This window comes from Pseudomonas mandelii (genome assembly GCF_024138395.1).
Lineage (GTDB): Bacteria > Pseudomonadota > Gammaproteobacteria > Pseudomonadales > Pseudomonadaceae > Aquipseudomonas > Aquipseudomonas mandelii_E.
In genome coordinates, this window is record NZ_JAMYDU010000004.1 from 211,853 (window position 1) to 238,715 (window position 26,863).

Below are 26,863 nucleotides of genomic sequence, written 5' to 3' on the forward strand. Positions count from 1 at the left end.
CTCAAAGGCCGTTCACAACACTGGCCTGCCCTACTCTCCTGCTGCGACTTCGGCCTTATCCGCTCGCTTGCGCCCTCTTGGCGCCGGCATAGTCACAAGGCATTCAAACAAACGCTCCGCGTACACAAAACCCATTCGCTTGACCGCATCCTTGTCGAAATAAAAGAGCCATGCCAGCAATAAGGCACCCGAAATGAGAATGGTAAGCCCAGCGGCAAGACCCGGGTCAGCAAAGTGGATCAACTCGATTTGTGGAGGTTTGACACGAAGAACGCCGGCAATCAAACAGCCATAAACCAGTCCGCAAAGGCAGGAAAAAATGCCGACGGCTTTCATGGCTACCATGTTGCGGTGAAAGCCGTAAGCGATGTTCTCCTTGAGTAGCAATTGCTTGTTGGTGCGGGTGAGTTCCCTGAGTCGTTTTGTTGCACCGATATAGATGTCGTCTGCGTTGGCCGGATCGCTCGCCTCCTCCTGCGCGGTTGGCATAACAATGCCTAGCTTTGAAGTGATCGCGACGTGATATCTCTGTTTGCTGATGCGATCTAAAAATTTGTCACTGTGGCGTAGAGCCAACGTGGTCGGCATCCCACCCCATAGCGCGACCAGCTTTTCTTCAAGCTTTTTTCCACGCCCGCGGGCCACGCTGGCGAGTGCGTAAATGGCACCACATCCGGCAAGTAAGCCAATGACACTGGTCAGTACCGGGTGTTTTGCGCCGTAAACACACAACAAGGGGACGAGTAACGGTAATGAAACCAACAATCCCGGAATGACCCGAGCTTTTCGCTCATACGGGTCTTTGACCAATTCAAATATCGCGATCATAAAAGCCTATGACTTTAGTTCATCGATGAAAGGTTGAATTTCTGTGCGATTTTTCAGGTAGATGTGCTGCACTTTCGGGTCGGGGCGCTCATCCAGTAATCCAAGACTTTTGAGCGTGTAGAGAAGAAACGCCTGGCGGCACGGCAACTCGGCCTCTCCATTACGCATGCCGTAATCTCGCTCAACCACCCTTTTCTTGGGTGCCTCCAAATCGGGGTTTGCGGCAAGGATCAAGGTTACATAGGTATTCCACTGGGCATCCTGCACCGGGTCGACAGAACATTCTTCAATCCCATCAAGACTCAAGATCCTGATCAGGACAAAATCCCTAAACCGTTTACGGTTGTGACAATACGCTCGTACATGCCAACGGGAACCGTCATGGCCCAGTGAATGGGGCGACAACAAACGCTTGGATACATCCAAAGAAGTCATCGACTGGTAACTGACATGAATCGACAACTTTTCGCGAATGGCTTTGATGACGGCGGCAACGATCGTTTCATCCAGCGTTCGACCAGGCCTGGGCACAAAATCAGCTTCAGGTACCGCCCCCAAAAAACTGCTCGAAGCGTCAATGATCCCGGTTCTGGTAGCGAGCAATTCCGTCAGGTACTGGTGAGCGGATGATTGTGGGAACACCGCCTGGAAATCTTGTGTGGCCACGTAGGTTTTGGAGCTGCGGTCATATTCAAGATTGTTCGGCGCCAGCTCCGTGTATTTGGCAATGTCGAGCGAAGCCTGAGGCACCGACACACCAAAGTACTCCGTCAAGTCAGCTCTATTGATACGCCCTTCCCAGCGCAAACGAAAATCGATGAACTGAAGGCGACGATCCGCTCCCCAGCTGCGACTTTTGGTTTCCGTGGAGGGTGATGCATTTACAGACGACGGTTGCATTGGCTAGCCCAAAAGATAAACGGATATAAAAACTATTCGTATGAAATATATACGCGTTTAATGGCTGTTCGTCCAGCCGCCATGTCAGAGCTCACAAGCAATTTGGCGCTGGATCTCCATTGCCCCCTCGCCCCGCATTCCCTCATGACAGCTATCTCGTCATTCGCCTTGAGGCGGGCGTCCTTTCATCCACTCAATGGGCCTACCCAAAAACCCTTAAGTCTTCGAACCCCAATCGCGTATAAAAAATATTCGTATAAAAACTAGACGAGCATAATTTCTATGCGTATCTTCTGTCGTGCGATCAAATTTCTAGCAACGCTTTGGGGAACTGAATGTCAGCGAAAATTACGTTTTTCCCGGTGGACAACGGCGACATGACGCTGGTGCAGCTAGCCGACACAGCAGCCACCACGCTGCTGATCGACATGAATATTCGTGTCGCGGCCGATGACCCAGCGGACTCGGCTCCAGACGTTGCGACGGAGCTGCGAAAGCGCCTTCGGTTTGATCAAAAAAAGCGGCCTTACGTTGACGCGTTGTTGCTGAGCCATCCGGACAAGGATCACATCAGTGGCTTGGCCAAGCACTTTTGGCTGGGATCATTGGATGACTACCCCGACGACAATTTGGAATGGCATGAAAAGCGCATTGTGATTCGCGAAATGTGGTCATCTCCAATGGTGTTTAGACGACGCTCGAAACATCACACGCTCTGCCCGGATGCAGTCGCCTTCAATAAGGAAGTCCATCGCAGGATTGGGCTTTGGCGCACGCTGCGGTTCGCCGTAGAAGGCGATCGCATCAAAATCATGGGTGAGGATGAGAAAGGCAAAACCGACGATTTATTGCCCATCTTGATCAAGACCGGTGAGAAATTTACTCAGATCAATGGCGAGTCCTCGTTCCTGTTCTCGGCTCACCTGCTAGCGCCCGCTCCTCTGCAAGACGATGACACTGAAGAAATGTTGTCCAAAAACCACTCCAGCGTCATTTTGAACATTGAACTGCAGGCTTCAATCTACTCGTCCAAACGCGTCAGGTTCCTGACCGGAGGGGACGCAGAAGTGGCCATCTGGAAACGCCTGTGGGAAAAGTACAAAGACACTCCAGAAGTGCTTGAGTACGATTTGCTTCAAGCGCCCCACCACTGTTCATGGCACTCCCTTTCTGTCTACAGCTGGTCAACCTACGGCAATGACGCAGAGCTCTGCCAGGAAGCCCGTAACGCACTCGGGCAGGCTCGAGAAGGTGCAACTATCGTTGCGAGCAGCAAGAAGATACTGGACAACGATGACAACCCGCCGTGCATCCGGGCCAAGCGCGAATACCTGTCTATCTTGAGGCCAGTGGATGGCATCTTCCATTGCACGGGGGACGGTAAGCGCCCGGAAACGATCGAGTTCGAGATCACCTCCACTGGAGTGTCCAAAATTGTCGCCGGTGTCGTTGCAGGGGTAGGAGCTAGTGCCGTGGCTTCCGCTGCGCCAAGGGCGGGCCGCACATGAATGAGATCTACGAATGGGGAACACCGATTGGTGAAGGACAAAAGGATTCGCTACATCCAATGACGCTTGGCCTGATTCAGGCCTGTCAGGATCATCCGTGCATCGAGGTGCTGGACATCCGAACCGTCGATGAAGGTTTGGGGCCGGAGCAGGCCATCGTCATTGAGGCGGGTGATGGCACCATTGAGTCGGGCAACCCGGGTCGCATCCGCAGGCGAGAAACCCTGGCGATTACAGTGAATCCGCAGACCGACGTCCCGGTGGTCGTGCGTACCTTGCGCAAGGATTTTCCGGGACACTCCCATCAACACGGCACACACCTGAACACACCACGCGCCCTCTGCCTCTACAATATCGTGTGGAGCGCTGTTGAACGCAGCTGGACGCCAGAACGCTTTTTGGAACGGATGTTCTGGTGGTTACGCGAGACGTCTCAGCTACGGCTGCATCGGGACGATCAACCACTGGAGCAACTGTTTTACAGCAGTCGCTACCAGTTGATCCTGCCTTCAAATTATTTGAAGCAGTCTGAGGACAGCGGCAAAAACCTGATTATCGAGGAAATCACGGGAGCACCGGGACGTCAGGTTACCTTGCGGGGAAAGTTCGATGACTCAAACAATCCTCGAGGTGTGGGTCTGCAGTCACTGAAGCTGTCTGTCGACGGTGTCGGTTCATCGCACGTGGAAGCCGCCCCCCAGACACTTGGTCAACTCCATGACCGCTTGGTCTCCCGTGGAAGTGGGCTCAAGGAGCCATTGTTCAGCAGCGTGTTTGATGCGGTGACCGATCAGGGGTTAGTCCCTGAACAGGCTGGCGAGATCAAGGCGACACTTATCCTGGTCTGGGTGCCGCGCACGGGTAAGGAAGGCATTGAACGGTATGACGTGCTGGGCTATGCGCTCCAGAGTTCGCTGCAAGCACTCGGTAACGCATTCGGTATGTTGCACTTCGACAGTGAAAAGCGACGCTGGCATCGCACGACCTTGATTGGTGATGCTGCACAGAGCGATGAAGATCGCGCATGGCGAGATCTGGAAATCCTTTCAGTGCAAATCCGCTGGGGGATCGGAGCCGAAGGCGGACGCCAAATGTCCGCGATCAACCCTGACGATGCTGACTTCGATGGGGTGCTCGCCGGCGTAGGCTCTTTGGGCGGAACGCTTGCAGACATCTGGCTGCGTGAAGGCTGGGGTCGTTGGACGTACATAGATCCGGATCAGTTGCTTCCCCACAACCTGGCACGGCATGTCGGATTGGACAGTGGAGTGGGCTACGCGAAAGTCGATGTAGTCCGGCACCATGCCCAAATGGTGTTTCCCGACGAACCTGAACCTAAAGCGATCGCGGGTAGCCTGACAAGCCGAAGTGAGGAAGTGATGAGCGCATTGGATTCAGCGAGTTTAGTGATCGATGCGACGACGACTTTCGACGCTCCTCGCGATTTAGCTGAGCGTGAAAATGCCCCCCGCACCGCCAGCGTGTTCCTCACCCCTTCGGGCCTTGCCAGCGTGATCCTGCTGGAGGACGCGAGTCGCACCCTGCGGTCCCCCGCGTTGGAGGCACAATATTACCGAGCGATCCTCAACAGCCCCTGGGGAAAATCGCACCTTCAAGACCACTTGGGGGATTTATGGGTAGGTGGTGGCTGCCGTGACATTTCGTTTCGGATTCCGCTTGAGCGCATTCACTTGCATGCAGCGATCCTTTCGAAGCAACTGCGCAAAAGTGTTCTGGGCGATGGCGCGCGAATATGCGTGTGGACAGTGGACGAAGAGACGGAAGCTGTAACCCCGCAGGAAATCACTCCCCATCCGGTGAGCTCACACGCTCAGAATGGTTGGACGGTTACCTATGACGATGCGTTGATCACCAAGCTCAAGCAGATTCGTGGCGCAGCCCTTCCCAACGAAACGGGTGGCGTATTACTTGGAGTGACAGACCTGAAGTCTAAAACCATCCTGTTGGTCGACACATTGCTCCCCCCCGCTGACAGCCAAGCAACTCCCCACCACTTCATCCGAGGCAAGGTCGGTCAGGAAGCCGCATTAGCAGACGTACACGAACGCACGGCTCGAGTCGTCGACTACGTGGGCGAATGGCATTCACATCCTGATGGTTACCCTGCGACCCCCAGTGTCGATGATCGAACGCTAATCACGTCGCTGGCGGGCTTGATGTCCAGTGAGGGGCTACCCGCCATCATGATCATCGTGGGCGAGTATGAGATCACTCTCCATGTTGAGTGATCAGCCAGCGCGGCGTCCTTAACACCCACGATGCAGTACCTATAAGGCACTCCCCAAAGGGGCAAGGCAGGTTGCCCCTCTGCTTGCCGAAACAGCATTCAACCTAGGAGAAATGATCTGCTGGTATCGAATTTGCTCGTCAAATAATTCGAGAACCAGGAAAGTAAAAATCAACTAATAATCTCGTTAAAACAATTCAAAAGCATCGAATCTTAAACAAACGAATAGGTCATCTCATGTCTGGATCAGTAGAGCTTTCGAAAGAAGAATTATTTTCCCTGGTTGAAAAAGCGGTCAAGCCTCAGTTCTTTTTGCTCATATTCAGTTTCGTTTTGCTCTTCGACGCTTCGCTAGTACGTTTTCACCACATCGGACTCTTTGAACTAGGCACTTCGAACCTGAGCACTTCAACCGTTGGCATCACCTTGATTCTGAGCTTCCTGGTTTTCTCAGGTTTGGCTTCAATGATTCTGCCTTTTTTATACATAGCATCGATCCAACTCTATATTGCTACGGTCTATAGTTTCTGTCTGTGGTTGAAGCAGAAGATCGAACCGGACAATGAGCCTATACACTATACAGGGCCAAAAAGACGCGAACGTGATCGTGTTCGTCCATGGGAACTGCGAGAGGAAGCACACAAAACACAAAGCGACTTCCTCATTCAGCTCTATAACGCCTATGACACGACTCGAAAGCAAGAGCAAATTAACCAACGAAGAGTCGATTTTTTTGCATTTTGTACACTGTGCTTTCTCGTACTGAATTGCTGCCTACCTAGCTCACCCCAAGCGCAGACCTTGGCCCAGATGAGCATTACATACTTTTCAACGACTACCCACATTTGGCTAACCCTATCTGTTTTCGCCGTCATGGCATTCCATTCGTTGCACGATGACACCTACGAAAAACGATGGATCTATTGCCCGCCATTACATAACGCCCTTGAAGACAAAGACGAAGAAAAACGCAAACAGGAACGTCAGTTCCAGGAAGAAATCAAAATTCGCAGTGAAATCAGCAGAAGACGCCGCGAGGAGACACTGGAGTAGTTGAAGAGAGTTCGACAGTTCAAAACATAAGCCGCCCAGGCGGCTTATGCCTGCAGTGACCCGATTTTCTATATTCATGAATGATGTCGGGCTTCTTCAGCGTCGAACGGAGAAAATCTTTGACAGCAAACAAAAAGCGGACGCTTGTCTGAACCACCCAAAAAACGAGCTGGGTGGGCTCACGCCACTGCAATTCGCGAAAAGTGAGTCCGGACACTCAGCAGGATCTTTCAATGCCGACATTCGCCAGCGCCTAGCGGAGATTGATTTGAATAATGTCGAAGTCAGAGAGTCATTGGCCTTGAAGGTCGAGAAAGAGATCACTTCGTTACAGCGCCGGGCCCAGGAGGAGCAACTGATGCTTCAAGAGGTCATCCGCAAACATGAACACACTGCAAGCCGAGGCAGAACTCAGGTTTCCCTAACAGCTGACGTTTCCTCGATCGCTAACAGAGCCATGCCAAGGACTGGAGGCTAGTAATGGCAAATCTTTATGCGCACAAATTATGGGCGGCGTTCAGGAGACAAGTTATCGAATTGGACGGTAGCCAGTGCGTCGAATGCGGGCGATCAAGGGACGATGGCGTCGTCCTGCAGGTTCACCACAAACGCTACATCAGTGGACGTAAGCCTTGGGAATACGAAACCTCCGAATGCGAGACCTTATGCCAAGGGTGCCATGCTCGAGAGCATGGTGAGATACGACCGGATGCTGGGTGGGAGTATGTAGGCGAAGAAGATCTAGGCGACCTGAGCGGCAACTGTGAACTGTGTGACAACTCGATTCGTTATGTTCACTACGTGCAGCATGAGCACTGGGAGCAAATGGGGGTCGGTACTCATTGCTGTGACAATCTCACAGGGACGAGAGAGGCGGCAGAAGGCCGACGACGGTTAGGGCGGTATAGACGATTCATGTCCTCCGCCAAATGGACAGCCGGGAACGACCTTCTCAAGATAAGACATTGTGGACTCACCGTGGCGGTTGTCTTAGAACAACGGGGATGCAAGCTGATCATTAATGATGTTCAGGGCCGAAAGACCTTCACAACCATACTCGCCGCCAAGAATTTCTTGTTCGAGTTCATGGAATCTGGTGAAGCCGCGAAGTTTGCCGAACGGCAAAAAGCGAAAGCGAATAAATCCTGAGCCCCCCAACTCCAACCTCCTAACTGAGCTACCCATCGCCCAGAACAAGACCACTACACTTCAGCCTCTTGTTCCTTTACATGAGGGATATTTGGAACACCCCCAGAATTGGCTTCCAGCACGCTTTCCCTTGCGAGCCGTCCGACGAACCATGGATGCACCACATATGGGGCAGGCATTCGATGCTGGCGAACGCGCAGAGCCAGTTGCAGACGAGTGTGTTGGAGTCAGCGGCGCCGGGCTTCGAGCAGGTTGAACGGGAGCTCTTTTGGGAACCTCGATGGTGACGACTGCAGATGCGGGCACATTGATCCCCAAGACCGCGCAATCCTCTTGGGCCTTTGCACGCTCGGCAAGTGCCTGCAAGAGAGATTGATCGGGCGCAGAATTAGCGGATAGGCATCGTGGCGCCGCAGTTTGTAAAGCAGCCAGACCCGAACGAAGCTTTTTCTGCAAATCAATCTGTCTAGCCGCTGATGCGGAGCGCGCTGCGTTCTCGGCTTGGATATCAGATGGATCTGGCGAGGTGTTGTAACGGAACTTAGCCTCGTGACTTTGGCGCCATGCGAGCATTTTTCCAGTCAATGCCTCACCAAACCCCGGCACCGCACGAACCGCAGAAGCCGTTATATCAGCAGCAGTTTCAATACCAAAGGAGGTCAACGTAGCAGTCTTCGCAGGCCCGATGCCCGGTATTGTTGCGCGTCTTATCAGGAACCGATCCAAGAAGTCTATTCGCTGACGCGCCTCTCGTGTCGACTTCAGTTTTATCAGTACCTGCGCGAGATCCCCCTCAACCTGCTGATATCGGGCCACACAGTCTTCCAAGTCGGCACGTAGAACAAAAATCTCCTTCAGGCCAATGCGCTGCAAATGTGCCATCGATAGCAATCGCACCCGACTATCAGCATCCACGTAAGCCCTGCGAAACGGCGCTGGATCTACCTTGGCCTTAGTGAGCAATGCTACCAAACCGTAAACGCCCAGGCCTCCCCAAAGGAGTCCTAACTGCGGCACGTTGAAAAAGCCGATGATTGCCGCCAATAGTGCCAGGACACCGTAGATAGCTTTCTCTGGACCGTTGCTCTTTGCCTGAGTAACTGCCGCACTGGGCGGGCCTACATTTCCGCTCCAGGTAGGCAGGGCTTCCTCCGGCCGAGGAATCCGCACCGCGCGGATAGCTGCCCATACAGCTTCAAGATCGAAGGGCCCCGCCGTAGGAACATTCCCCACGACAAGCCCCAATGGGAACATTTCGAAACCAGACTGACTTTCTAGTCGACACCAAAGACAACTTCCTGCCGCACTAGGAAAGTAGTGAGTCGGGACATTTACACATTGACGCAAGCCAGCTTCGAGACCTTGAAGCAAACTCACCCACGCAGCCGGATCCGGACGGGAGGTAGCAGCAAGACCGAACGCCGACTCAAATGCAGCGGCAACTGACGGCGGGAAATCCGCCAACAGCACCGAGCCGGGCGGTGGTGTGGTACGTGTTTCGTCGCGCCGAGCAATTGAAAAGGCAAAGCGGTGCTGTGCAATCGACTGACCCAGGCTAAGATCCGCACCACTAAAACGGCCGGAATAGGGATGCTTGCCCATGACCAGCAATTGGAAGATGGCAACTGCGAGTCCAAAGTTGTCATGCGCCTGAGTACGCTTGACGCTACTAAAACTGACACCATGGAGCTCTGGGGGCGTGAAGTCCTCCATGCCAACAACACAGGGATAGGACTGCCCATTCAAACTAAACTGAAAACTATCGGCATCAATCAGTGCGACGGTGGCGTCCTGCGCTACCAGAACCCCGGAATGGTTGAGATCCCCAATAATACAGCCAGCTTGATGCACCGTTGCGACGGCACGCGCGACGTTTTGCGCCACGCGTACTAGAAACCGATAGTCAGCTTTGGGAAATTGGATTTTGCGTGACTTCGGGCTGTACAGCTCATGGAGCGGCCTATACCCCGCAACCAGTCGCATAGAAAAACCAGCGAAGTTGCCCGAGGAATCAGTAACTACCTCAGATGGGAAAGCCACCAGAGTGGTCGCGTCCGCCAACCGCCCTTCTACCATCGCCCTAACCTTACTTTCGCGGGAGCGCCGAAGCTCAGCCTTGTAGATTTTCACTGCACGATCGGTACGTCCCGCCAGCGCGTACACATCCCCCTCGCCTCCTTTGCCAAGGCGCTTATCGAGCTGCTCATTCTTACCGGCGATCCGTACCGGTGGAGAGTTCATCGACATGAAACGAGGATGAGAGTCTTGTCGTCATCCGTTCGCTCGCAGAGCGCAGGACTGTTCAGGTATCGCGCAAGTGCGCCTGACAATTCAACCAAGCGTCCCTCCCCTGCTACTTGGTCGACCGGATTAATCATCGGATCAAAGAACCGAGCAAAGGGCTGCTGTGTTGCTTGCTCCAAAGCGACTGACTCCAATCCATCCGAAAATAAAGCGAAGGCGTCATACTCAAGATCCAAATTGAAGGTACGCAGCCGAACCTCAGGGTCATCCGTAACGAAATAGGTCGTCGACGCAAACTCTCCGTTTTCTGGCCAGCACAAGGCCTCCCATACACCGGCCTTACGAGCGACAAGCGCACTGTCGCCAATCTGCAAAGCCAAGACACGCCCTTTGAAAACCACCAGCATCACCAGCGTCGCAGCGAACTGTCGCCGAGTCAGACCACGCCGCGCGGCTGCCTCGGATAGACGGTCTCGCACCAGATCAATCCAACACAGGATCAGCTCATTATCTGGCAAGCTGTCATTACGTTCGAACCATGATCGGAAGTTAGCTATCAGGCTGCGGCAAACCAAGGACGCGCCTTGCCCACCGTAACTCGCGCTGCCCGCTCCGTCGGAGACTACCGCACAGAACGTATGCGAGTTGATCCGAGTAACGCTGTAGGCATCCTGCTTTCGCGTCCCAATGCGCTGATGGGACGTGCCGATACACGACGCAGCCGCCCAACGCCAGCGAGGATTATCCAGCAATGGCCCAACCCTCTGGACCAGTCGGATTGGCAAGTGGAACGGCATCCCCCGGATTGGACTGCGATACGGCGCTTAGCGAGCTGGAAAGCCAAGCAAAGAGCTCGCGAAACGCCAATCCCTTCAGCTTCAATGGCTGACGTGTACCCAACTGCGAGAGAGACGACATATCCGCACCGTCAACACCAACGGAGTAGAACATGAATTCTTTACGCTCTTCCCCTTCATGGACGCGTCGGCGCGCCTCCTGCCAATCATCAGTCGGAGCACCATCGGTAATAAGAAATACCCAAGGGCGGTAGTACTTGACGCCATTGGAGCGGTAACGATCCTTGCGTTCGCGCAACAGATCCAGTGCCCGCACAACAGCCTCCCCCATTGGCGTTACACCACTTGCTTCCAACACCTCGGGGAAAAATCCGTCGACTGTCGTGAACTCGGTACGAACGTTGACGGGACCAAAGGTCACCACTGCCAACTCCACACGTTTCGCCGCCATCGCATCAGCGTACAAGTCATCTTTGAATGACTGCAAAGCATCGTTCAGCATCTGGATTGGCGCCCCATTCATAGATCCAGATGTGTCCAACAGAAGTATGCAAGGGCACCGTTGCTCGGGATTTTCAGCAAACTCCGCGTCTGCAAACGGCTGCTGCTCGAAATCGCTCATCTTGTCCCTTTATCCTTTTCCATGACGAGACTGTCGTGATAGCACGATACCAGCACGTACTAAAAAACGCACAAAATTGATCCGAACAGCGCCTATCTCATGTGAGCTGTCACGGATGCTGTCAGTGCATAATGGCTAATCACTAAGATGCATATAGGTTCGCTTCACTCGATCGGTGAGAACGCCGGACACATCAAACAGGGCTTGGCCAAGCTGACGGCCCAAGGCCCACACCAATCAAGCTGCCCCCGACGTCCGCCTGCAACAGCCTTTTTGGACTTTGTGCGCATGCAGTCCGGGTTAGCACGCGCTGTCCGGCGTGAAGGATGACCCCGTACGATGCAGTCCGTCAGATCCAAATCACAAACTATGTGTTCGTGGGTGAAATGGCATAATATGCCAATGGTCGAAAGAACCTGTTTGCCCAGAGCTGGAGCTAATTATGGCGACGCGAAACGTTGTGCTCACCCCTCACCAGGAACAGGTTATTCATGACCTGGTGCAGTCCGGCCGTTATCAGAATGCCAGCGAAGTGATGCGAGAAGGTTTGCGGCTATTGGAGCAGCGCGTCGCCGAAGACACCGCCAAAATTGAGGCCCTGCGTCAGGCGACCTCGATCGGCATCATGGACCTTGAGCACGGGCGCTTTACTCAGTTGAACGAAGGGGATCTGGAGCACTACCTTGAGGGCTTGAGCCTGGAGGCTACCCTCCCCGCGAGAGAGAAACACTGAGCATGCCGCCGTATCGGATTTCCAACGCGGCGCGCGCCGACATTGTCGACATCCTCAGGCTCTCCCAGACCCAGTTCGGCGATCAAGCACGCCAGCGCTACCAGGCGCTGATCCTCGCGGCACTGCAAGCTATTGCCGGCACGCCTTATCGCATTGGCAGCCACGACCGCGATGAGCTTGCACCGGGCCTTCGCAGCTATCACCTCATCTATTCACGCCAGCAGGCCAAACACCCTCATGGGACAGTCAAAAGCCCACGCCATATCGTGTTCTATCGTGTGGCAAACGACGACGTGATCGAAGTCGTCAGACTCCTTCATGACGCCATGGAAGTGCAGTTGCACTTGCCTAATGACTGATCACCGACTTGGCCCAACGGCTTAACTGACCATGAACAGCGAAGGTAAGGCGCCCCCCTCTACAGCTCTACCTGAGCGCCCTCGCTGTCAGCCGACTCGGCGGCCAATTGAAGCGGGAGGTTCTGGGTCCGATTGGACTATCGAGACCCACGACCAGAAACACGATGTTCAACTTTGCGTCCACTTTCAATGCTGAACAACCGCTTCTTAGGCGTTTTCCGAGGCCAGGCACCCGGCATTACGCTCCAAGTGCTTCTGGCCCTTCCAGCCCGACTGACGGAGTGAACTCATTACAAAAATGATGGTCTCCACATCGGATCCAATGCCGCCATCAGCCGAGAAATCAACCGTAAACCCCTGCGATGTGATCCCGCCCCGCCTGCCTGGGACGAAACCCTTTACAGAAACAAAGGCACCCCTTTAGGAACTGGATAGATGGAATGACCTCGTCGAGCAAAAGATCCGATTAAAACAGCCACTGCCAGCAGTTTTCCAGCAGGTAGGCGATGTAGAGATGTTTCGCGGGAGGCCGGTCCATAAGGAATGGAGGTCCGTTCGCACATGTCATCAAGCAACTTTAATCCGCAAGCTAAAACCTTCTATAGGCCCATCGACGCGGCATTGCGTTGGTGCAACCTCATTCGTTACGAAGCGCAGATCGTGAAAGCGGCTTGGTCTTGCCCGGAGAAGCTCTGGAGCCTGTTTCCTCAATGGCCGTGCCTACAGGCCAATACTGACAAAATTTATGACGCCGTCCGCAATGGCGAATTACCGTATGGCTCCTTCGGTATTTCGGTCCCCATGGGCACCCCCGTAGAGCTCACTCTGTTGACCGTTAGACACTCCGACTTACGTCTTTGGATGCAGGTCTACCACCCCGATCAGCGGCCCGACTTCTTGTTCGAGTCGAACGGCGACCCTCGAGACAAAATCAGCCTGGGTGTTTACTTTGCACTCCAGGCCGAGCGGGATGCCCTCCTGCAAGAGCGCGATGCTCTGCAACGTCAGCTCCAAGATGTCGAAGCTGACCTTCAGGCACTCGGACTTGAGCAGGAAAGCCTTAAAACGCTTGTAAAAACGCAGGGACAGCTCAGCGATCGTAGTGAACACACCTACCTGCAGATCATCGGTGCCTTGGTCAACACCGTCTTGGACGTGTCGCCCGCAGGCAAACCACTTTCCGTGTTCAAGAATCAATCTGCGATTGTTGATGCTGTGACCGCGCGCCACAATGACATTCCCGGTCTCAGCAAACGAACGCTGGATAAAAAGCTCGCGGCAGCCAATCGCACTCTCAAAAAAACCACCTGAGCCAGATCATTGCACTGCAATGCACTTGATTGCAGTGCAATGACTCCTTCGCTTTTCTGCTATTCACTTCAGGTCACTTCCCACCACGCGCCAAGCGGCGCCAGGAGTGACCAACATGTCCAACTCATCCGTCTCGCTCGCTGACAGCCCTCAACCACCGGCCGAACGTCACATCATGCGGCGTGACGAAGTGGAGCGGAAAACCGGCTTCAAGCGTGCGCACATCTACAACTTGATGAAGGAAGGTAAATTCCCTCATGCCAAACGCATTGGACTGCGCGCCGTCGGCTGGGATTCGCTGGAGATCGAACAGTGGATCACTGAGCGTTTGGCGCAGCAGGCCTGATGCCATGCGTGTGGTATCAGTGGTGTCCACCAAAGGTGGAGTAGGCAAAACAACAGTAGCTGCCAATCTCGGCGGTCTGCTGGCGGATGCTGGCCTACGCGTCCTGTTGCTCGATCTGGATAGCCAACCCACCCTCTCCAGCTATTACGCCTTGAACCACGAAGCCATCGCCGGTGCGTACGAACTCATTGCGCTCAACCAAACAGATCCTGCGCAGATAATTTCCATGACGGAGGTCGTCGGTCTCGACCTGATCCTCTCCAACGACGACCAAGGCCGCCTGAGCACTTTGCTGCTGCACGTCCCTGATGGGCGATTACGGCTGCACAATTTGCTCGATCATTTCCGTTCCCGTTATGACCTGCTGTTGATCGACACCCAAGGCGCACGGAGCGTGCTGCTGGAGATGGCCATCCTCGCATCCGATCTCGCCCTTTCTCCCATCACGCCGGAAATGCTCGCCGCCCGCGAACTGCGCCGCGGCACCTTGAAGCTGCTCAGCGAACTCGAACCGTTCCGTCACCTGGGCATTCCACCACCCCCCTTGCGATTGCTACTGAATCAGGTGAACGCCATTCGGATGGACACCCGGATGATCATCTGCGGTCTGCGCAAGACCTTTGCCGAGACTGCGAATATATCGGTTCTAGACACCATAGTTCCAGACCGAGTGGCGTATCTCAATGCCGCCTCCCTTGGCCTACCGGTCCACCGAATCGAGATGCGCCGGTCACGTCAACAACGCTCGCCATCGGCGCTGGAAACAATGCAAACACTGGCCATCGAGTTGTTTCCGGAATGGCATGACGCGATCTCTAGGGTGAGCAGGTGCTCGGAGGTTCAATGAAACGAGTCCCCAAGCCGGCCATTTCTCGTCAAATCATTTTTATCAACCTTGCTGCCAACAACGTTTGGCAAGGAGTCTTTTGATGCTGGATCAACTTCCCATCATCGTTCAGCCATCCATTCGACCACGTCATCCACCTTGCGAGGAGTACTGCACCGTGGTCTTTCGTCTGCAGGGTGGACGCGCGGCCATGGGTTGGCTCCTCGCAGAACTCTGCCAACATTTCGAAGGTTCGGGGACTGCCGAGATCGTCAAGTTTGAGGTCGGTGACCATCTGCGCAACCGGCGTTAACTGAGGTTGTTCCGATGAAGAAGCTCAGTCAGGAGCAGATTACCGACAGGCTGTACCAAGACCACTTCACTCCAGGTCCAAAAGTGGAGCGGTTGTCCGATCCACTCACTGATACACCTATGTTGGTCACTCTGGAGCAGTTGCGACCCTACGAACACAACCCGCGCTTCATCCGTAATCCGCTGTATGAGGATATCAAGGCCTCGATCCGTGAACGCGGGTTGGATCAACCACCGCCGATTACCCGCCGCCCGGGTGAAACCAATTTCATCATCCGTAACGGCGGTAATACGCGCTTGGCGATTCTCGGCGAGCTGTGGCAGGAAACTCGTGATGAGCGCTACTTCCGCATTCATTGCCTTTTCCGACCTTGGAGCAATGAAATAACCGCCCTTCTCGGCCATCTGGCCGAAAGTGATCTGCACGGCCAACTCACCTTCATCGAACGTGCTCTGGCGGTGGCCAAACTCAAAACCATGCTCGAACTAGATGGCGCTGTGCTCTCGCAACGGGAGCTGGCACGGCGTCTTGCCGCCGGCGGCTATCCCATTTCGCAGTCGCACATCAGCCGGATGCTCGACACCCTCGAACACTTACTGCCCGCCATTCCACAAACCCTGTATGCCGGATTGGGTAAGCCTCAGGTCGAACGCCTGATCGCTCTGCGTAGCCAAGCCGAACGAACCTGGAACCGTTATCCAACCGCCACCGTTGCGTTCGCCGAGTTTTGGCTCGAGACCCTGGGCAACTTCGATGCCGATCCAGAATCCTTCGATCTTGAGCAGATCCAGGATGAACTGCTCGAGCGCATGAGCCGTTTGCTCGGACAGTCCTACCGCATGTTGGCCCTGGAGCTGAGCGAAAACCAACGGGTCATCTCGACGCCCGGCGTTGTCGTCACCACGCCTTCGGAGAACAGCCATCTGCCGAGCGTTAATGAAACTGCGGCCGGACCTCCTGCCTCCGAGTCCCGTCCCCAATCAACCGAGACCAGAACCCAGACCGAAACAGCGCCAGAGGAGCTGCTCACCCCGCCCGAAACGAATGTCGTATCAGCGGTCAGCCCTCCGTCACGCGTTCAACAGATTCGCGAACAGATCGATCGCGAGATTTCAATCGAAGCAGCACCGACAGTCGAGGCCTGCGCGATCGAAGACATCTGGACCATCGCACCCACACTGGACACCCCCGAACAGCTGCGTTTAGCCATTGCCAGACTGGCGCGGGAAATGGCGGCCTATGCCGGACATCCCGAGAGCATCATCGATCAGCAGCATGGATTGGGTTTTGCTCTAGATATGGAGCGGGTAGATCTTGCGACACCTCGCTCGACCGGCGTTCACCTGCTGCTCCTGGCCCTATTGCGCGCTCAAGACGATGTGAACTGGGAGGATCGCAAGCAACTGCCCTCAGCCCTGTTCGGCCAGCTGTTGCTGGGGATCTATCAACTCCCGCTGACAGATCGTCCCGCCGTGGACGTAGGACTGGAGCGACTGCCCGACAGTTTGTTAATCAAACTGTATCGCCTGATCCGTCTGGCCCGTAGCCTGATCGATCTAACGCTAACCCCTGAAGCTGACTCACCGAAGGAGCTGCCATGAACCTGTCCTTCAATGTGCTCAATCAGGCCATGCTGACCCAGGTGCTTCACGAGTTGCGCCTGGGTAACCTGCAACGCTGCAAAGCACTCGGACTGAATGAAGACGACATCTACCTGTTGCAATCTTTACCCGCCACCACCCTGTCGCGCCTGGCCCACGCCACTGTCCCCTGGGTTGAGGTCAAGATTGACTCGCCGGTGCTGCATCGGTTGATCGAGCAATCCGAACGCGACGAGCAGAACGAGCGCTTGATCAACCGGGCGCTCAAGCTCGGTGCCAGCAGCACCATCATGTATCAGTGCTTCGGCTTGGCGCATTCGGAAACCGCTCTGCGCCGACGTCTGCTCAAGATAGAAACCCGAAAGGGCCGCCCTCAGCATTTGAGCGAAGCGCAGGAACATGCGCTCTGGCAGCGATGGTGCCAACTACGCACGCAGGACGGTACCGAGGATCAGCTCGATGCCATGATGATGCTGGCGGAGGAGCAACAGATCAGCTTGACCATCGTCTGGCAGCAGATTGACCAGTACAGCTCCGGAATATGAATACTGCCCCTTCCAGCCGCTGGCAGCGAGTCCTGCAGCAATGCACCCAGCAACTGAGTGAACGTTGGCCCGCACGCCCTACCACCGAACAACCTTCCAACCAGACTCTGCATGCTTTTCTGTTCAGTGGCCAAACACATGAAGTCGTGCCACGTCGCCTGCTGTTGGATAGTCGGCTGACGCCGTTGGAACGTAATGCCTGGCAAGTGTTTCGACTCATGCTACAGGGTCAGAGCCTGGTCACGCCGCGCTATGAGGATTTGCAGCCCTACCTGTCGAGTGTGCCCTATGGCACGTCTGCCTCCCGTGAAACCATTGCTCGCGTTTTGACCATGCTCAGGGTGACACGCTGGCTCAGTTTGGTGAGTCGTGGTCGCGACCAGCTCAGCGGGCGCCTACAAGGTTCGCTGTACATCCTGCACGATGAACCGTTAACCCCCGCTGAAGCCATGGAGCTGGATCAGGATTACCTGGAGCTGGTCGGACATGCCCTCAGTCATAACACCAAGGCGGTGCGTATTGTCGCCCAGCACATTGTGGAAGAAATCCGCCAAGACACGGATATCGATTTAGGTCGATTACCGACACGACTGGAGAGCTGGGGCGAACACTGGATGCAGCAAGGACTGGATCGCGCACCCGAGGACGCCTTACACGATTCCGAACTGGGTGGAGATCACCGCGTTCGGAATCGTGCGGGCCCTCGTTCGGATTCCGAACCGGGCTTGAACGCCAATGATTCCGGCACCGTTCGGAATCCGAACGCCGCCTGTACTGTATTAAAAGAAAGTATTTGTACTGTACCGTGCGCGACCCCAGCGGTGGATAACCTGCACTGGCCCGATCCACTGCAGCTGAGTCCAAGCGAACGTCAGGCCGTCGCCATGGCGCTGAACAAGCTCAATCCGGTAGATCGGCAGGCCGTGCTCAACGAAGCCGGTGCACGTTGTGCGGCCGGCGGTATCCGCAAGCCAGCGGCCTATCTGATGGGTCTAATCCAGCGCGCACTGAACGGCGATTTTCATCCTTGGGCATGTCAGACAGAATCCTCCCCCATTGCAGAGCCGCCTCCAAATGCACCCTCACGTCCGTCAAGAAAGCATGGCGAACCCTCCTCCGCCCTCGCCCAAGCGTGCCTGAATGAGTTGCGCCAACTGCGCGGAAAACGCTCTGGATCTCAGTAGATTTGATGCCAGTGGCATCAAATCTACTGAGTTCTATTATGAGATCGCAAAGCTCCGAACCTGCGCACTCCGACTGATACGGCCATCGTCTGATGTCACCAGCGTCACTCACGAACGTCTTCGAAATGAACCCTCACACCAAACCGAACAGACCGCTTTCAGCTTTTTGGCTGCTCTTGACGATCATCTGTCACAACGTTCCCGTCCAAGCCGATGCGAGGACAACACCGTGGCCGATCACTACCAACTCAACCTGGGCTCATTGCGTAGCAGCATCACCCTGACCCTGCACACCCACCACGCTGCCCGTATCTGGCAAGGCCGGACCGCACGCGAAGGCGTCCACTCGATCATGGGCATGGCCGGCTACATCAGTGTCACCAACCTGATCAAACAAACCGCGGCGCAGGACGATCCCTATGCCGACTGGGCCATCGTGCAACTCGAAGAAAAACTGTTGCAGGCCAAAGCCGGGATGCTGGAACTGACCCAACAGCTGGATCGGATCAGGCAGGACCTGCCGACACAGATCGACATGAGTGACAACCTCAACATCCACCCCGTCACCTTGCCGTTGTACATCGGCAGCCAGCTGGGTTTTCTGGCGGTCTACCTGCTGACCGACTACGACACCCTGGTGCGTCGGACCCTATTGGCCCATCACACGGCCCTGATCGGTCGCCGGGACATGGAAGCCTGGATCGACGACGGTGCCCATCTATTGCGCAGCCTGTTCGGCCAGGCGCAGCGCTATCGGCATGCCGGCGTCACGCGCGATGACATGGCGGCAAACAATGCCCGCGCCCTGGCGGCCGTTGAGAAATTTGGGTTACCTCCGATGGACATCCTTGAGGGGCATCGCCGCTCCCAGTTCGCGCCACCGATCATTCGTCATGGTGCGGTGGCAGTGGATGACGCTAACGCGCTGGCAGAGGAGGCAGGAGAGCGATCTGCAACGGTGGATGAGCCGGAGGACGAAGCATGAATCCCCTGACTTCGGCTCAGCCGATGCCCTTCGAAACGTTGACACCGGATGCCTATCGACAGCTCGAACACGCCGCCTCCCTAAAAGGCCTTTTAAAGCCCTTTAAGGGTAAGGGGGAGTTGGAGCACCTGGCGCAAGTGGCGAGGGAAATCGAGGCGCAGTTATGTCACCTGATGGAGGCTGTGGTGCAGCAAACCGGACAGCCCCCTTACTCACTGTTGGATATTCGATTGGTGCTGCAGAACACCAGCGCGGGTAGCACCTTTTTGCGTTGGCGCACCCGTGATTTCGCCCGTATGGGGGTTGCGGTCTGGGAACGCCAGGTCGGTAACCAAGCTCTGCCGAAGGTCGTGCGCGAGGGTTTGCACCGTTTCGAAGGCGAGCGCATTGCACTGAACCTACAGATGAGCGTGGTGCACTCGCTCTACCGCCAGGCCACAACCTGTGCGATCAAAATGGCCAGTGCCGAACGGCTGCTGCGCCAGTTCACAACTGCAGCAGAGGTATCAGGATGAGCACTTTTTTCGTCGGCGAAGGCAATATCGGCAGTGCGCCAGAGTTCCAGGAATTTCCATCAGGCAATGACGAGCCACGGCGTTTGCTACGGCTGAATGTGTACTTCGACAACCCGGTGCCACGCGAGAGCGGCTATGAGGATCGAGGCGGCTATTGGGCGCCGGTTGAGCTCTGGCACCGCGAGGCTGAACACTGGAGCACGCTGTACCAGAAAGGCATGCGCGTGCTGGTCGAAGGCCGCACCGTGCGCGATGAATGGGAGGACAGCGAAGACAATGCGCGAGTCACCTTCAAGATCGAGGCCCGTCGAGTCGGCATCCTGCCTCACCGGGTGCACAGTGTGGTCATGCGGGAACGATCCAGTGAAGCGGCGGCATCTGCGATACCAGAGCAGGCCAGCTCACCTGCGTCTAAACCCAAAAAGCGCAGAGGGCCGCAATCTCCGGAATGACGAGCATTGGGCATAAAAAATGCGCCTTTGCGTGAAATCGCAGGAGTATTACTACTCGCTGCTCGTGAAGACCCACCCTGTCGCCCACGCTAAAAGGGAGTAGCAGCCTCGGATCTCAAGCCTGCCCTCACCGACTAATATGAGGAACCTGTCATTCAGGTTTCTCATATCCCACCACTGCTGTTTGCAACCACGCTGCTCCGAACTCAATCTGGAGCAGTTCTATGCGCCTCTTCCTCTGCGAGAAACCGTCCCAGGGTCGGGACATCGCCAAGGTACTCGGGGTCACTCGGCGTGGTAATGGTTGCCTGACCAGCACAGAGACGACCGTCACCTGGTGTATCGGCCACCTGCTGGAAACAGCACCGCCTGAAGCCTATGGCGAGCAATTCAAGTGTTGGTCGTTGGATCATCTTCCGATCATTCCCACGCAGTGGCAGGTCGAGGTCAAACCCAAGACTGCGGCACAGTTCAATGTCATCAAGCGCCTGCTCAGCGAAGCCACCACCGTCGTCATCGCGACCGACGCCGACCGCGAAGGTGAAATGATTGCCCGTGAGTTACTGGAGCTCTGCCAGTATCAAGGCCCCGTTCAGCGCCTCTGGTTGTCCGCACTCAACGAGGCCTCGATTCGCAAAGCACTGTCCTCGCTGAAGTCTGGACAGGAGACCTTTCCGCTCTACCACTCAGCCCTCGCCCGCAGCCGCGCCGACTGGCTGATCGGCATGAACCTGAGTCGCTTGTTTACCCTTCTCGGTCGGCGGGCGGGCTACGATGGCGTACTGTCGGTCGGACGCGTCCAGACACCCACTTTACGTCTGGTGGTCGATCGGGATCGTGCGATTGCCAGCTTCGTCTCGGTGCCCTACTGGGACGTGGAGGTGCACCTGTCCGCAATGGGGCAACCCTTCATTGCGTCGTGGTCACCACCCAGCTCAGGACAAGATGAGGCCGGTCGTTGCCTGCAGCAGGCGCTTGCCCGTCAGGCTGTCCAAACAATCACTGACGGTAAGACCGCCACAGTACTCTCGCTGCAGACGGAGCATTTCCGCGAAGCGCCGCCTCTGCCCTTCGACCTGAGCACCCTGCAAGAAGTCTGCTCACGCAAGCTGGGGCTCGGCGCGCAGGAAACCCTGAACATCGCCCAGGCTCTGTATGAAACCCACAAAGCCACCACCTACCCGCGCAGCGATTGCCGCTATTTGCCAGAGAGTATGTTCAACGAGGTACCCGCGGTATTCGATGCCCTGCTCAAAGCGGATCCCGCACTGCGGTCCGCACTCGAAAGCCTCGATCGATCGTTGCGCTCACGGGCCTGGAACGACGCCAAGGTCACCGCGCACCACGGCATCATCCCCACCACCGAGCCGACGAACCTTGCGCGAATGTCTGAGCAAGAGCGCAATGTCTATGAACTGATCCGTAGCCACTACCTCACGCAATTTCTTCCGCATCATGAGTTTGATCGAACTCAGGTTGAACTGGAGTGTGGCAAAGAACGATTGACCGCGGTTGGCAAACAGATCCTGGTCCAGGGCTGGAAAGGCTTGCTCTGCGAAAACACCGAGGAGGATGAGCCCAGTCACAAGTCCCAAGTCTTGCCCGTCCTGCAACAGGGTACTCAGTGCGCAATGGACGACGTCGAACTCAAGTCCATGCGCACTGCCGCTCCCAAACCGCTCACCGAGGGCGATCTGATCAAGGCGATGAAAAACGTGGCCAAACTGGTCAACGACCCACGCCTGAAACAGAAACTGCGAGACACCACCGGAATCGGTACCGAAGCCACGCGAGCCGGCATCATCAAGGGGTTGATTGATCGCGGTTATTTGCTGAAGAAAAAACGCGCCTTAATGGCCTCCGCGGCGGCCCATACCCTGATTGAAGCGGTACCCGCTGCCATCGCAGATCCGGGTATGACCGCGATCTGGGAGCAGGCTCTGGACGAAATCGAAGCAGGACGTCTGACTCTGGCTGAATTCGTCGCCAAGCAGGCGAGTTGGATTGCGCAACTGGTCGCACGCTGCGGCTCACTTACTTTAGCCATGCCTGTCGAAGCCGGTCCGGCCTGCCCCACTTGCGACGCCTCAATGCTCAGGCGTAAGGGTAAATCAGGGCCGTTCTGGTCATGCTCCCACTACCCCGACTGCAAGGGTACTGTGCCGATCAGCAAAGGTACGTGTCTCCCCTGACGCACCATTGGAGATCAACATGAGATTGGGGACGAAGTACTGGTCAGTGCATCATCAACGGCGGCTGATCCCTCTCTAAGTCGCTTAGCGGCTCTCCGATTTCACGGGCCAAGGCGATGCCTGTCGAAATCCATATCTGCCCCAGTTCGTTGAATGCTTTCAGGTGCGCAGGATTTTCGTTGAGCCAATGAACAAGGCTGTCGAAGTGTTCGGGGTTCTCAGGGTAATCATGGATCCTGATGAACAGCTCCAGTGTTCGATCCCAGATCAGATCCATAACGTTCTTGCTCTCCTCTTCCATGCTCAACCGTTCCTCCATTTGGTCCTATCGGACCGTTCATTTTCACTGGTCACTTCGGGCTCTGATTCCTGGAGGAATAAAACCCACGTCGCGATACACAGCGATTTCAGTCAATATATCAACCTAATAAGTCAATACTCAACCGTCAAGGATGTTCATGTCAATGGGTCTTTGCTCAACCATTCGGGTTGAACTGGAGAACTCATCACTTGGCACATAAACATCCAACCCAAGCCCAAATAGGGCGCATGATCGCGAAGCACCGGACCGAGCGTAATCTGACCCAGGAAGAGGTGGCTGAACGCCTGGGGATCGGCAGTGAAGCCATCTCGCGCCTGGAACGGGGTGTAGTGGAGCTTTCCGTGGTCAAGCTGATGCAACTGGCGGATATTTTCGACTGCCGGATGGATGAACTGCTGACGGAGTCGAGCAATCGCCCCCATGACCAAGGCCAGATGATAGCGGGCTTGCTGAGCGGTCTAAAAGAACGCGACCGAGCCTTTATCCTGGCTACCGTCGAACAATTAGCCGCTCATCTCGGCAGTAAGTAACCTTTACTCGTATTCGATAGGGGGCTCTGAGGGAGACCCTCTGCCTTGACGTCGCCCCACCCTCTCTGCTGTAGTGCTTCAGGATCATCGCCAACAGCGACCCAAGACCGATTCGCTCCGGGTAGCTCGGTCGGACTCCTTGAGTTCGGAGCCTTCTCTTCTGCAGGATTTCATTCCCGTTTTGTGCTCGACCTGATCACCGTGGTGGATGACCACTGTTGCCTCTACCAGGCAATAGCGGTCATCCGCCTCGGCGATCGTATTCAGTCCCGGGGTCCGCCGGGGAAACACTGGACACCCTTTGTGCGCGGATGCGTGCCAGCAGGTTCCGACCCAGGCCACGACAAGGGTCGGTTGGCGAATCATGGCGCAATTAAACCAGGCTTTGCGAGGAGTTTGTCGACTGCGCTAGACCGTCAAAGGTGGCTTTTCTCTTCCTCGCCTGGCACCCAGCCAGGCCCACTCTTCATGTTCTTCATTCCAGAGTTTTCCACTGAATTCCGTCCATAAAAAACTGGGCTGCAGCGTCTTGACGCTCGCCTGAGACAGGCTTATACAAAGGGCGTGGTTCGCTATCGTTGACAGCCCAGCCCAGGTAGCCAGAACCTTCAAGGCTACGCCACGCTCGTGGTGGTTTACCCAAGTGCGATCAGCGTTCGGAAGCTCGCACGGTTACCGCTTCAGCGGTGATGAATGCCCACTACTCCATACCTGCGGATCACTTCCGCAGACGCGCCTCAGCTACACCGTTATTTCTCCAGACGCATCGTCTTGCTTGCCATCGGCTTACCGGTGGCAAGTCGTTCATCGCTCGCCTTCACTTCACCCACCCTGACGGGGGCTCACTTCCCCATCAGGGACTGTGCGTCGCCGTTTTCCCTTGAAACAGGAGAACCACCATGGCCCACGCCAACCACTCCCAAGAAGCGCCCACTTACTTCAATCTGCACACTGTCGGTATCGGCTACCTCAACCGTGTTCGAGAAGTCCAAGTCCGCCGCGGCCAGCCGTTCATGGCCTGCGATATTGCAGCCTTGCACGGTGCCACCGATGCGGTCGAGTACACCCGCTTCGACTGCAAAGTCGCGGGGGGCGAAGCCGAACGCTTGATTCGTCTCTATATGGACGCCGTCAACGCCGAGAAAAAGGTCATGCTGTCGTTCCGTATCGGCGATCTGTGGATCAATCCGTTTCTCTATGAGAAAGGCGATAAACAAGGTCAACCGGGCGCCAGTCTGAAAGGTCGTTTGCTGTTCATCGACTGGATCAAGATCGACGGCACGTTCGAGTACAAAGTGCCCGCCAGGCAGGAAGCAACAGCACCTGCTGAGCAAGTGCCCACCAGTGAGTCATCCCCACCATCGGCTGATGCCGAAGCTGAGGAGATCGACAACCCAACAGAGGCTCGGGTTGAACCTGACTCTCCACCCACTCCCCGCACGGCTCGCCGTGATGCTACCCGTACCGTTCAGTCCATCTGAACAGGCCACGATGTTCCGCATCAAGGCGCTCCCTCGAGCGCCTTTTCCTCAACCAGCACAGGAGAACCGACATGGAATCCTTCTGGCTATGCGACGACTGCCTGTTCGCTGTGGCGTACGAGGACTACAGCACGTTATCGCTCTACTACACGATGGATGAAATCGAGAAGCGCATCGCCCGCATCCATCGTGGACTGATTCGGTTAATGCCCATCAGTGCCGACTTCGATCCCGAAGCCGGCTGGGGCATAAAAGCCTTTTCCCCATTGCACTGCGACAGTTGTGGTTCACACCTACACGGTCAACGCCACCGATTCACTCGGCTGTAAATAGCGCGCCATCGGCTATCGCCCGCGACACTCTATCCACCTCGGGGACACCACTCCCCTCGGGCGTGTACCCCTGATTGTTCCCTTCGGAGGTACCACCATGAGCATCCCACTCACGCTGATTGAAACCTCGGATTTCGAGGCTGATCGCATTGTCCAAGAAAACCAGCTGATCGACGAAGCGCTGCATATTCTGGATCGTCGGCTGTTCGCCCGCGGCCCTAATCTGACGTCGCCTGACGCTGTGGCCTCATACCTAAAACTGCATCTTGTGCAACAAGAGCATGAAGTCTTCGGTGTGATATTTCTCGATGCCAAACACCGGGTGTTGGCGTTCGAAGTCCTCTTTCACGGCAGCATTGATGGCGCCAGCGTTTACCCCCGCCAAGTCGTTAAGCGTTCCCTAGCGCATAACGCCGCGGCCGCCATTTTTGTTCATAACCACCCCTCAGGGTGTACAGAACCCAGCCAGGCGGATCGCGTCTTGACCGCACGGTTGAAAGAGGCCTTGGCCTTGATCGAAGTGCGCGTACTGGATCACTTCATCATGGGTGAAGGTCGTCCACTTTCCCTTGCCGAATACGGCTGGCTTTAACCCTCATAGGCGCCTTCGGGTGCCTTGTTCATTTTCATTTGGAGAACTCTCATGAACCCCGCCCCCCAAGCCCAAGCTACGCTGACGGCCTCAAACCCACTTGCTCGCGGCTATGACAACCTGCGTATCGAACGACTGCTACTGATCACCTACGATGATGACTGCCCTCCCTGCTTTCGACCCATACACGACTCACAGACCCATCTGCCCGACGATGAGCTGCAGCTGTTCCCCTGCCTGTTCAATGACGATTTCGCCTTGATCAGCGAAGGCCAATCCATTCCGGAGGAGTTGGATGAACGCTGCCAATCCACCGGCCTGGTGCGCCAAGTGATCTACGCCGTGATGGGAGAAGTGCTCAGCGAGCGGCATCACGTCGGCGACCTGTACTCCCTGGAAGAAGCCCAAGCCATGGTCCATCGCTTGAACTTCGAAACGGGACACTACAGTCGAGCCAGGGAGATCAGTACCGCACACCTTCCCGATGAAGCGATGCTGTGTCTGGAGGCGTGGGTCAGTCACTCGGCTCCGAGGCAAACTGGCCTCTTGTTCGAGCTGTTCACGTTGCCAGACTGCGGCGGCATCGGTTGCAAACTAATCGGCACGCCATGGACGGACGACAACCTGCTGAACATTGAGAGCCAGCCATATTCAAGCCTGAGACAAGAGCAGCTCGACGCCGGCACGCCGGAAGCTTTGGTCAACGTCCTGTATCTGGCGGCATTGGCGGATGTCCGATTGTTGATCTTCGACCCCGACGCTGCCGTCTTGGATGGACTCGCCATTTTTGATGAATAGCAACGTGTTCGGCTTTAACACGACCCGTCTTGAATCAACTTTCTCACTGAATCGCTCCTTCACCTCATGTCAGGTTCTGCACTGAATCTGACATGAG

At 55.7% G+C, this 26,863-nt stretch carries 29 protein-coding genes; 23 read left to right on the forward strand and 6 right to left on the reverse strand.

Translation table 11 applies throughout. The features are described from left to right. Window positions 1-30 precede the first annotated feature (30 nt). Both NHU87_RS09395 and NHU87_RS09400 read right to left on the reverse strand, forming a co-directional pair. Window positions 31-828: a hypothetical protein gene (locus tag NHU87_RS09395; protein ID WP_253547685.1), complete on the reverse strand. Its 798-nt coding sequence runs from the start codon at window positions 826-828 to the stop codon at window positions 31-33. A 6-nt stretch (window positions 829-834) separates the two neighbouring features. Beyond that, on the reverse strand, window positions 835-1,728 hold the full coding sequence (locus tag NHU87_RS09400; protein WP_253547687.1) for a helix-turn-helix transcriptional regulator: 894 nt from the start codon (window positions 1,726-1,728) through the stop codon (window positions 835-837). Between the two features lie 335 nt (window positions 1,729-2,063). Here NHU87_RS09400 and NHU87_RS09405 point away from each other — a divergent pair, with 335 nt between their 5' ends. From NHU87_RS09405 to NHU87_RS09425, 5 genes are all read left to right on the forward strand, one after another. Then, window positions 2,064-3,236: a metallohydrolase gene (locus tag NHU87_RS09405; RefSeq protein WP_253547689.1), complete on the forward strand. Its 1,173-nt coding sequence runs from the start codon at window positions 2,064-2,066 to the stop codon at window positions 3,234-3,236. After that, window positions 3,233-5,485, forward strand: coding sequence for a Mov34/MPN/PAD-1 family protein (locus NHU87_RS09410; RefSeq protein WP_253547691.1), 2,253 nt, complete (start codon window positions 3,233-3,235; stop codon window positions 5,483-5,485). The genes NHU87_RS09405 and NHU87_RS09410 overlap by 4 nt, the downstream gene beginning before the upstream one ends. A 236-nt stretch (window positions 5,486-5,721) precedes the next feature. Continuing rightward, window positions 5,722-6,537 carry a hypothetical protein gene (locus tag NHU87_RS09415; RefSeq protein WP_253547693.1) on the forward strand — a complete coding sequence of 272 codons (816 nt, stop codon included), beginning with the start codon at window positions 5,722-5,724 and terminating at the stop codon, window positions 6,535-6,537. Window positions 6,538-6,583: 46 nt separating this feature from the next. Next, a complete protein-coding gene (locus NHU87_RS09420; protein ID WP_253547695.1) occupies window positions 6,584-7,015 on the forward strand; it encodes a hypothetical protein in 432 nt (143 codons plus the stop codon). 2 nt (window positions 7,016-7,017) lie between these two features. Continuing rightward, the gene (locus NHU87_RS09425; RefSeq protein WP_253547698.1) at window positions 7,018-7,686 is read left to right on the forward strand and encodes an HNH endonuclease; all 669 of its coding nucleotides are present in this window, start codon (window positions 7,018-7,020) and stop codon (window positions 7,684-7,686) included. A 60-nt stretch (window positions 7,687-7,746) separates the two neighbouring features. Here NHU87_RS09425 and NHU87_RS09430 read toward each other — a convergent pair whose 3' ends face one another. From NHU87_RS09430 to NHU87_RS09440, 3 genes are read right to left on the reverse strand one after another with little or no spacing between them, the layout of a single operon-like run. After that, window positions 7,747-9,927, reverse strand: a complete 2,181-nt coding sequence (locus NHU87_RS09430; RefSeq protein WP_253547700.1) for a protein kinase domain-containing protein — start codon at window positions 9,925-9,927, stop codon at window positions 7,747-7,749. After that, on the reverse strand, window positions 9,924-10,727 hold the full coding sequence (locus NHU87_RS09435) for a PP2C family serine/threonine-protein phosphatase (protein WP_241766502.1): 804 nt from the start codon (window positions 10,725-10,727) through the stop codon (window positions 9,924-9,926). The genes NHU87_RS09430 and NHU87_RS09435 overlap by 4 nt, the downstream gene beginning before the upstream one ends. Continuing rightward, a complete protein-coding gene (locus NHU87_RS09440) occupies window positions 10,672-11,349 on the reverse strand; it encodes a vWA domain-containing protein (RefSeq protein ID WP_024698768.1) in 678 nt (225 codons plus the stop codon). Before NHU87_RS09440 ends, NHU87_RS09435 begins: the two co-directional genes overlap by 56 nt. A gap of 442 nt (window positions 11,350-11,791) precedes the next feature. Here NHU87_RS09440 and NHU87_RS09445 point away from each other — a divergent pair, with 442 nt between their 5' ends. From NHU87_RS09445 to NHU87_RS09505, 13 genes are all read left to right on the forward strand, one after another. Further along, the gene (locus tag NHU87_RS09445) at window positions 11,792-12,082 is read left to right on the forward strand and encodes a type II toxin-antitoxin system ParD family antitoxin (protein ID WP_201062399.1); all 291 of its coding nucleotides are present in this window, start codon (window positions 11,792-11,794) and stop codon (window positions 12,080-12,082) included. A gap of 2 nt (window positions 12,083-12,084) precedes the next feature. Then, complete coding sequence (locus NHU87_RS09450) at window positions 12,085-12,441, forward strand: type II toxin-antitoxin system RelE/ParE family toxin (RefSeq protein WP_253547702.1); 357 nt, start codon at window positions 12,085-12,087, stop codon at window positions 12,439-12,441. A 561-nt stretch (window positions 12,442-13,002) separates the two neighbouring features. Next, window positions 13,003-13,752, forward strand: a complete 750-nt coding sequence (locus tag NHU87_RS09455) for a hypothetical protein (protein ID WP_253547704.1) — start codon at window positions 13,003-13,005, stop codon at window positions 13,750-13,752. Window positions 13,753-13,867: 115 nt separating this feature from the next. After that, on the forward strand, window positions 13,868-14,098 hold the full coding sequence (locus NHU87_RS09460) for an AlpA family transcriptional regulator (RefSeq protein WP_253547706.1): 231 nt from the start codon (window positions 13,868-13,870) through the stop codon (window positions 14,096-14,098). Window positions 14,099-14,102: 4 nt separating this feature from the next. After that, complete coding sequence (locus NHU87_RS09465; protein WP_253547708.1) at window positions 14,103-14,945, forward strand: ParA family protein; 843 nt, start codon at window positions 14,103-14,105, stop codon at window positions 14,943-14,945. A gap of 82 nt (window positions 14,946-15,027) precedes the next feature. After that, window positions 15,028-15,237, forward strand: coding sequence for a hypothetical protein (locus NHU87_RS09470; RefSeq protein ID WP_253547710.1), 210 nt, complete (start codon window positions 15,028-15,030; stop codon window positions 15,235-15,237). A 14-nt stretch (window positions 15,238-15,251) separates the two neighbouring features. After that, complete coding sequence (locus NHU87_RS09475) at window positions 15,252-16,838, forward strand: ParB family protein (RefSeq protein ID WP_253547712.1); 1,587 nt, start codon at window positions 15,252-15,254, stop codon at window positions 16,836-16,838. Continuing rightward, on the forward strand, window positions 16,835-17,383 hold the full coding sequence (locus NHU87_RS09480) for a DUF2857 domain-containing protein (RefSeq protein ID WP_253547714.1): 549 nt from the start codon (window positions 16,835-16,837) through the stop codon (window positions 17,381-17,383). Before NHU87_RS09475 ends, NHU87_RS09480 begins: the two co-directional genes overlap by 4 nt. Then, entirely contained in the window at window positions 17,380-18,567 is a 1,188-nt protein-coding gene (locus tag NHU87_RS09485) for an STY4528 family pathogenicity island replication protein (protein ID WP_253547717.1), read from the forward strand. The genes NHU87_RS09480 and NHU87_RS09485 overlap by 4 nt, the downstream gene beginning before the upstream one ends. Before the next feature lie 229 nt (window positions 18,568-18,796). Further along, window positions 18,797-19,552, forward strand: coding sequence for a PFL_4669 family integrating conjugative element protein (locus NHU87_RS09490; protein WP_253547719.1), 756 nt, complete (start codon window positions 18,797-18,799; stop codon window positions 19,550-19,552). After that, window positions 19,549-20,067 carry a DUF3158 family protein gene (locus NHU87_RS09495; protein WP_253547721.1) on the forward strand — a complete coding sequence of 173 codons (519 nt, stop codon included), beginning with the start codon at window positions 19,549-19,551 and terminating at the stop codon, window positions 20,065-20,067. The genes NHU87_RS09490 and NHU87_RS09495 overlap by 4 nt, the downstream gene beginning before the upstream one ends. Next, window positions 20,064-20,519 carry a single-stranded DNA-binding protein gene (locus NHU87_RS09500; protein ID WP_253547725.1) on the forward strand — a complete coding sequence of 152 codons (456 nt, stop codon included), beginning with the start codon at window positions 20,064-20,066 and terminating at the stop codon, window positions 20,517-20,519. The genes NHU87_RS09495 and NHU87_RS09500 overlap by 4 nt, the downstream gene beginning before the upstream one ends. Before the next feature lie 224 nt (window positions 20,520-20,743). Next, a complete protein-coding gene (locus NHU87_RS09505) occupies window positions 20,744-22,711 on the forward strand; it encodes a DNA topoisomerase III (RefSeq protein WP_253547730.1) in 1,968 nt (655 codons plus the stop codon). A gap of 43 nt (window positions 22,712-22,754) precedes the next feature. Here the strand turns inward: NHU87_RS09505 and NHU87_RS09510 are convergent, their stop codons facing one another. Beyond that, complete coding sequence (locus tag NHU87_RS09510) at window positions 22,755-23,012, reverse strand: hypothetical protein (protein ID WP_253547737.1); 258 nt, start codon at window positions 23,010-23,012, stop codon at window positions 22,755-22,757. A gap of 209 nt (window positions 23,013-23,221) precedes the next feature. Here NHU87_RS09510 and NHU87_RS09515 point away from each other — a divergent pair, with 209 nt between their 5' ends. The 5 genes from NHU87_RS09515 (at window position 23,222) to NHU87_RS09535 (ending at window position 26,766) form a co-directional block, all read left to right on the forward strand. Next, entirely contained in the window at window positions 23,222-23,563 is a 342-nt protein-coding gene (locus NHU87_RS09515; protein ID WP_253547739.1) for a helix-turn-helix domain-containing protein, read from the forward strand. Between the two features lie 899 nt (window positions 23,564-24,462). Further along, window positions 24,463-25,044: an STY4534 family ICE replication protein gene (locus NHU87_RS09520; RefSeq protein ID WP_253547742.1), complete on the forward strand. Its 582-nt coding sequence runs from the start codon at window positions 24,463-24,465 to the stop codon at window positions 25,042-25,044. Window positions 25,045-25,115: 71 nt separating this feature from the next. Beyond that, entirely contained in the window at window positions 25,116-25,373 is a 258-nt protein-coding gene (locus tag NHU87_RS09525) for a hypothetical protein (RefSeq protein ID WP_253547744.1), read from the forward strand. Between the two features lie 100 nt (window positions 25,374-25,473). Further along, on the forward strand, window positions 25,474-25,968 hold the full coding sequence (radC, locus tag NHU87_RS09530; RefSeq protein WP_253547746.1) for a RadC family protein: 495 nt from the start codon (window positions 25,474-25,476) through the stop codon (window positions 25,966-25,968). Between the two features lie 51 nt (window positions 25,969-26,019). Beyond that, window positions 26,020-26,766 carry an ABC transporter substrate-binding protein gene (locus NHU87_RS09535; RefSeq protein ID WP_253547749.1) on the forward strand — a complete coding sequence of 249 codons (747 nt, stop codon included), beginning with the start codon at window positions 26,020-26,022 and terminating at the stop codon, window positions 26,764-26,766. Window positions 26,767-26,863 lie beyond the last annotated feature (97 nt).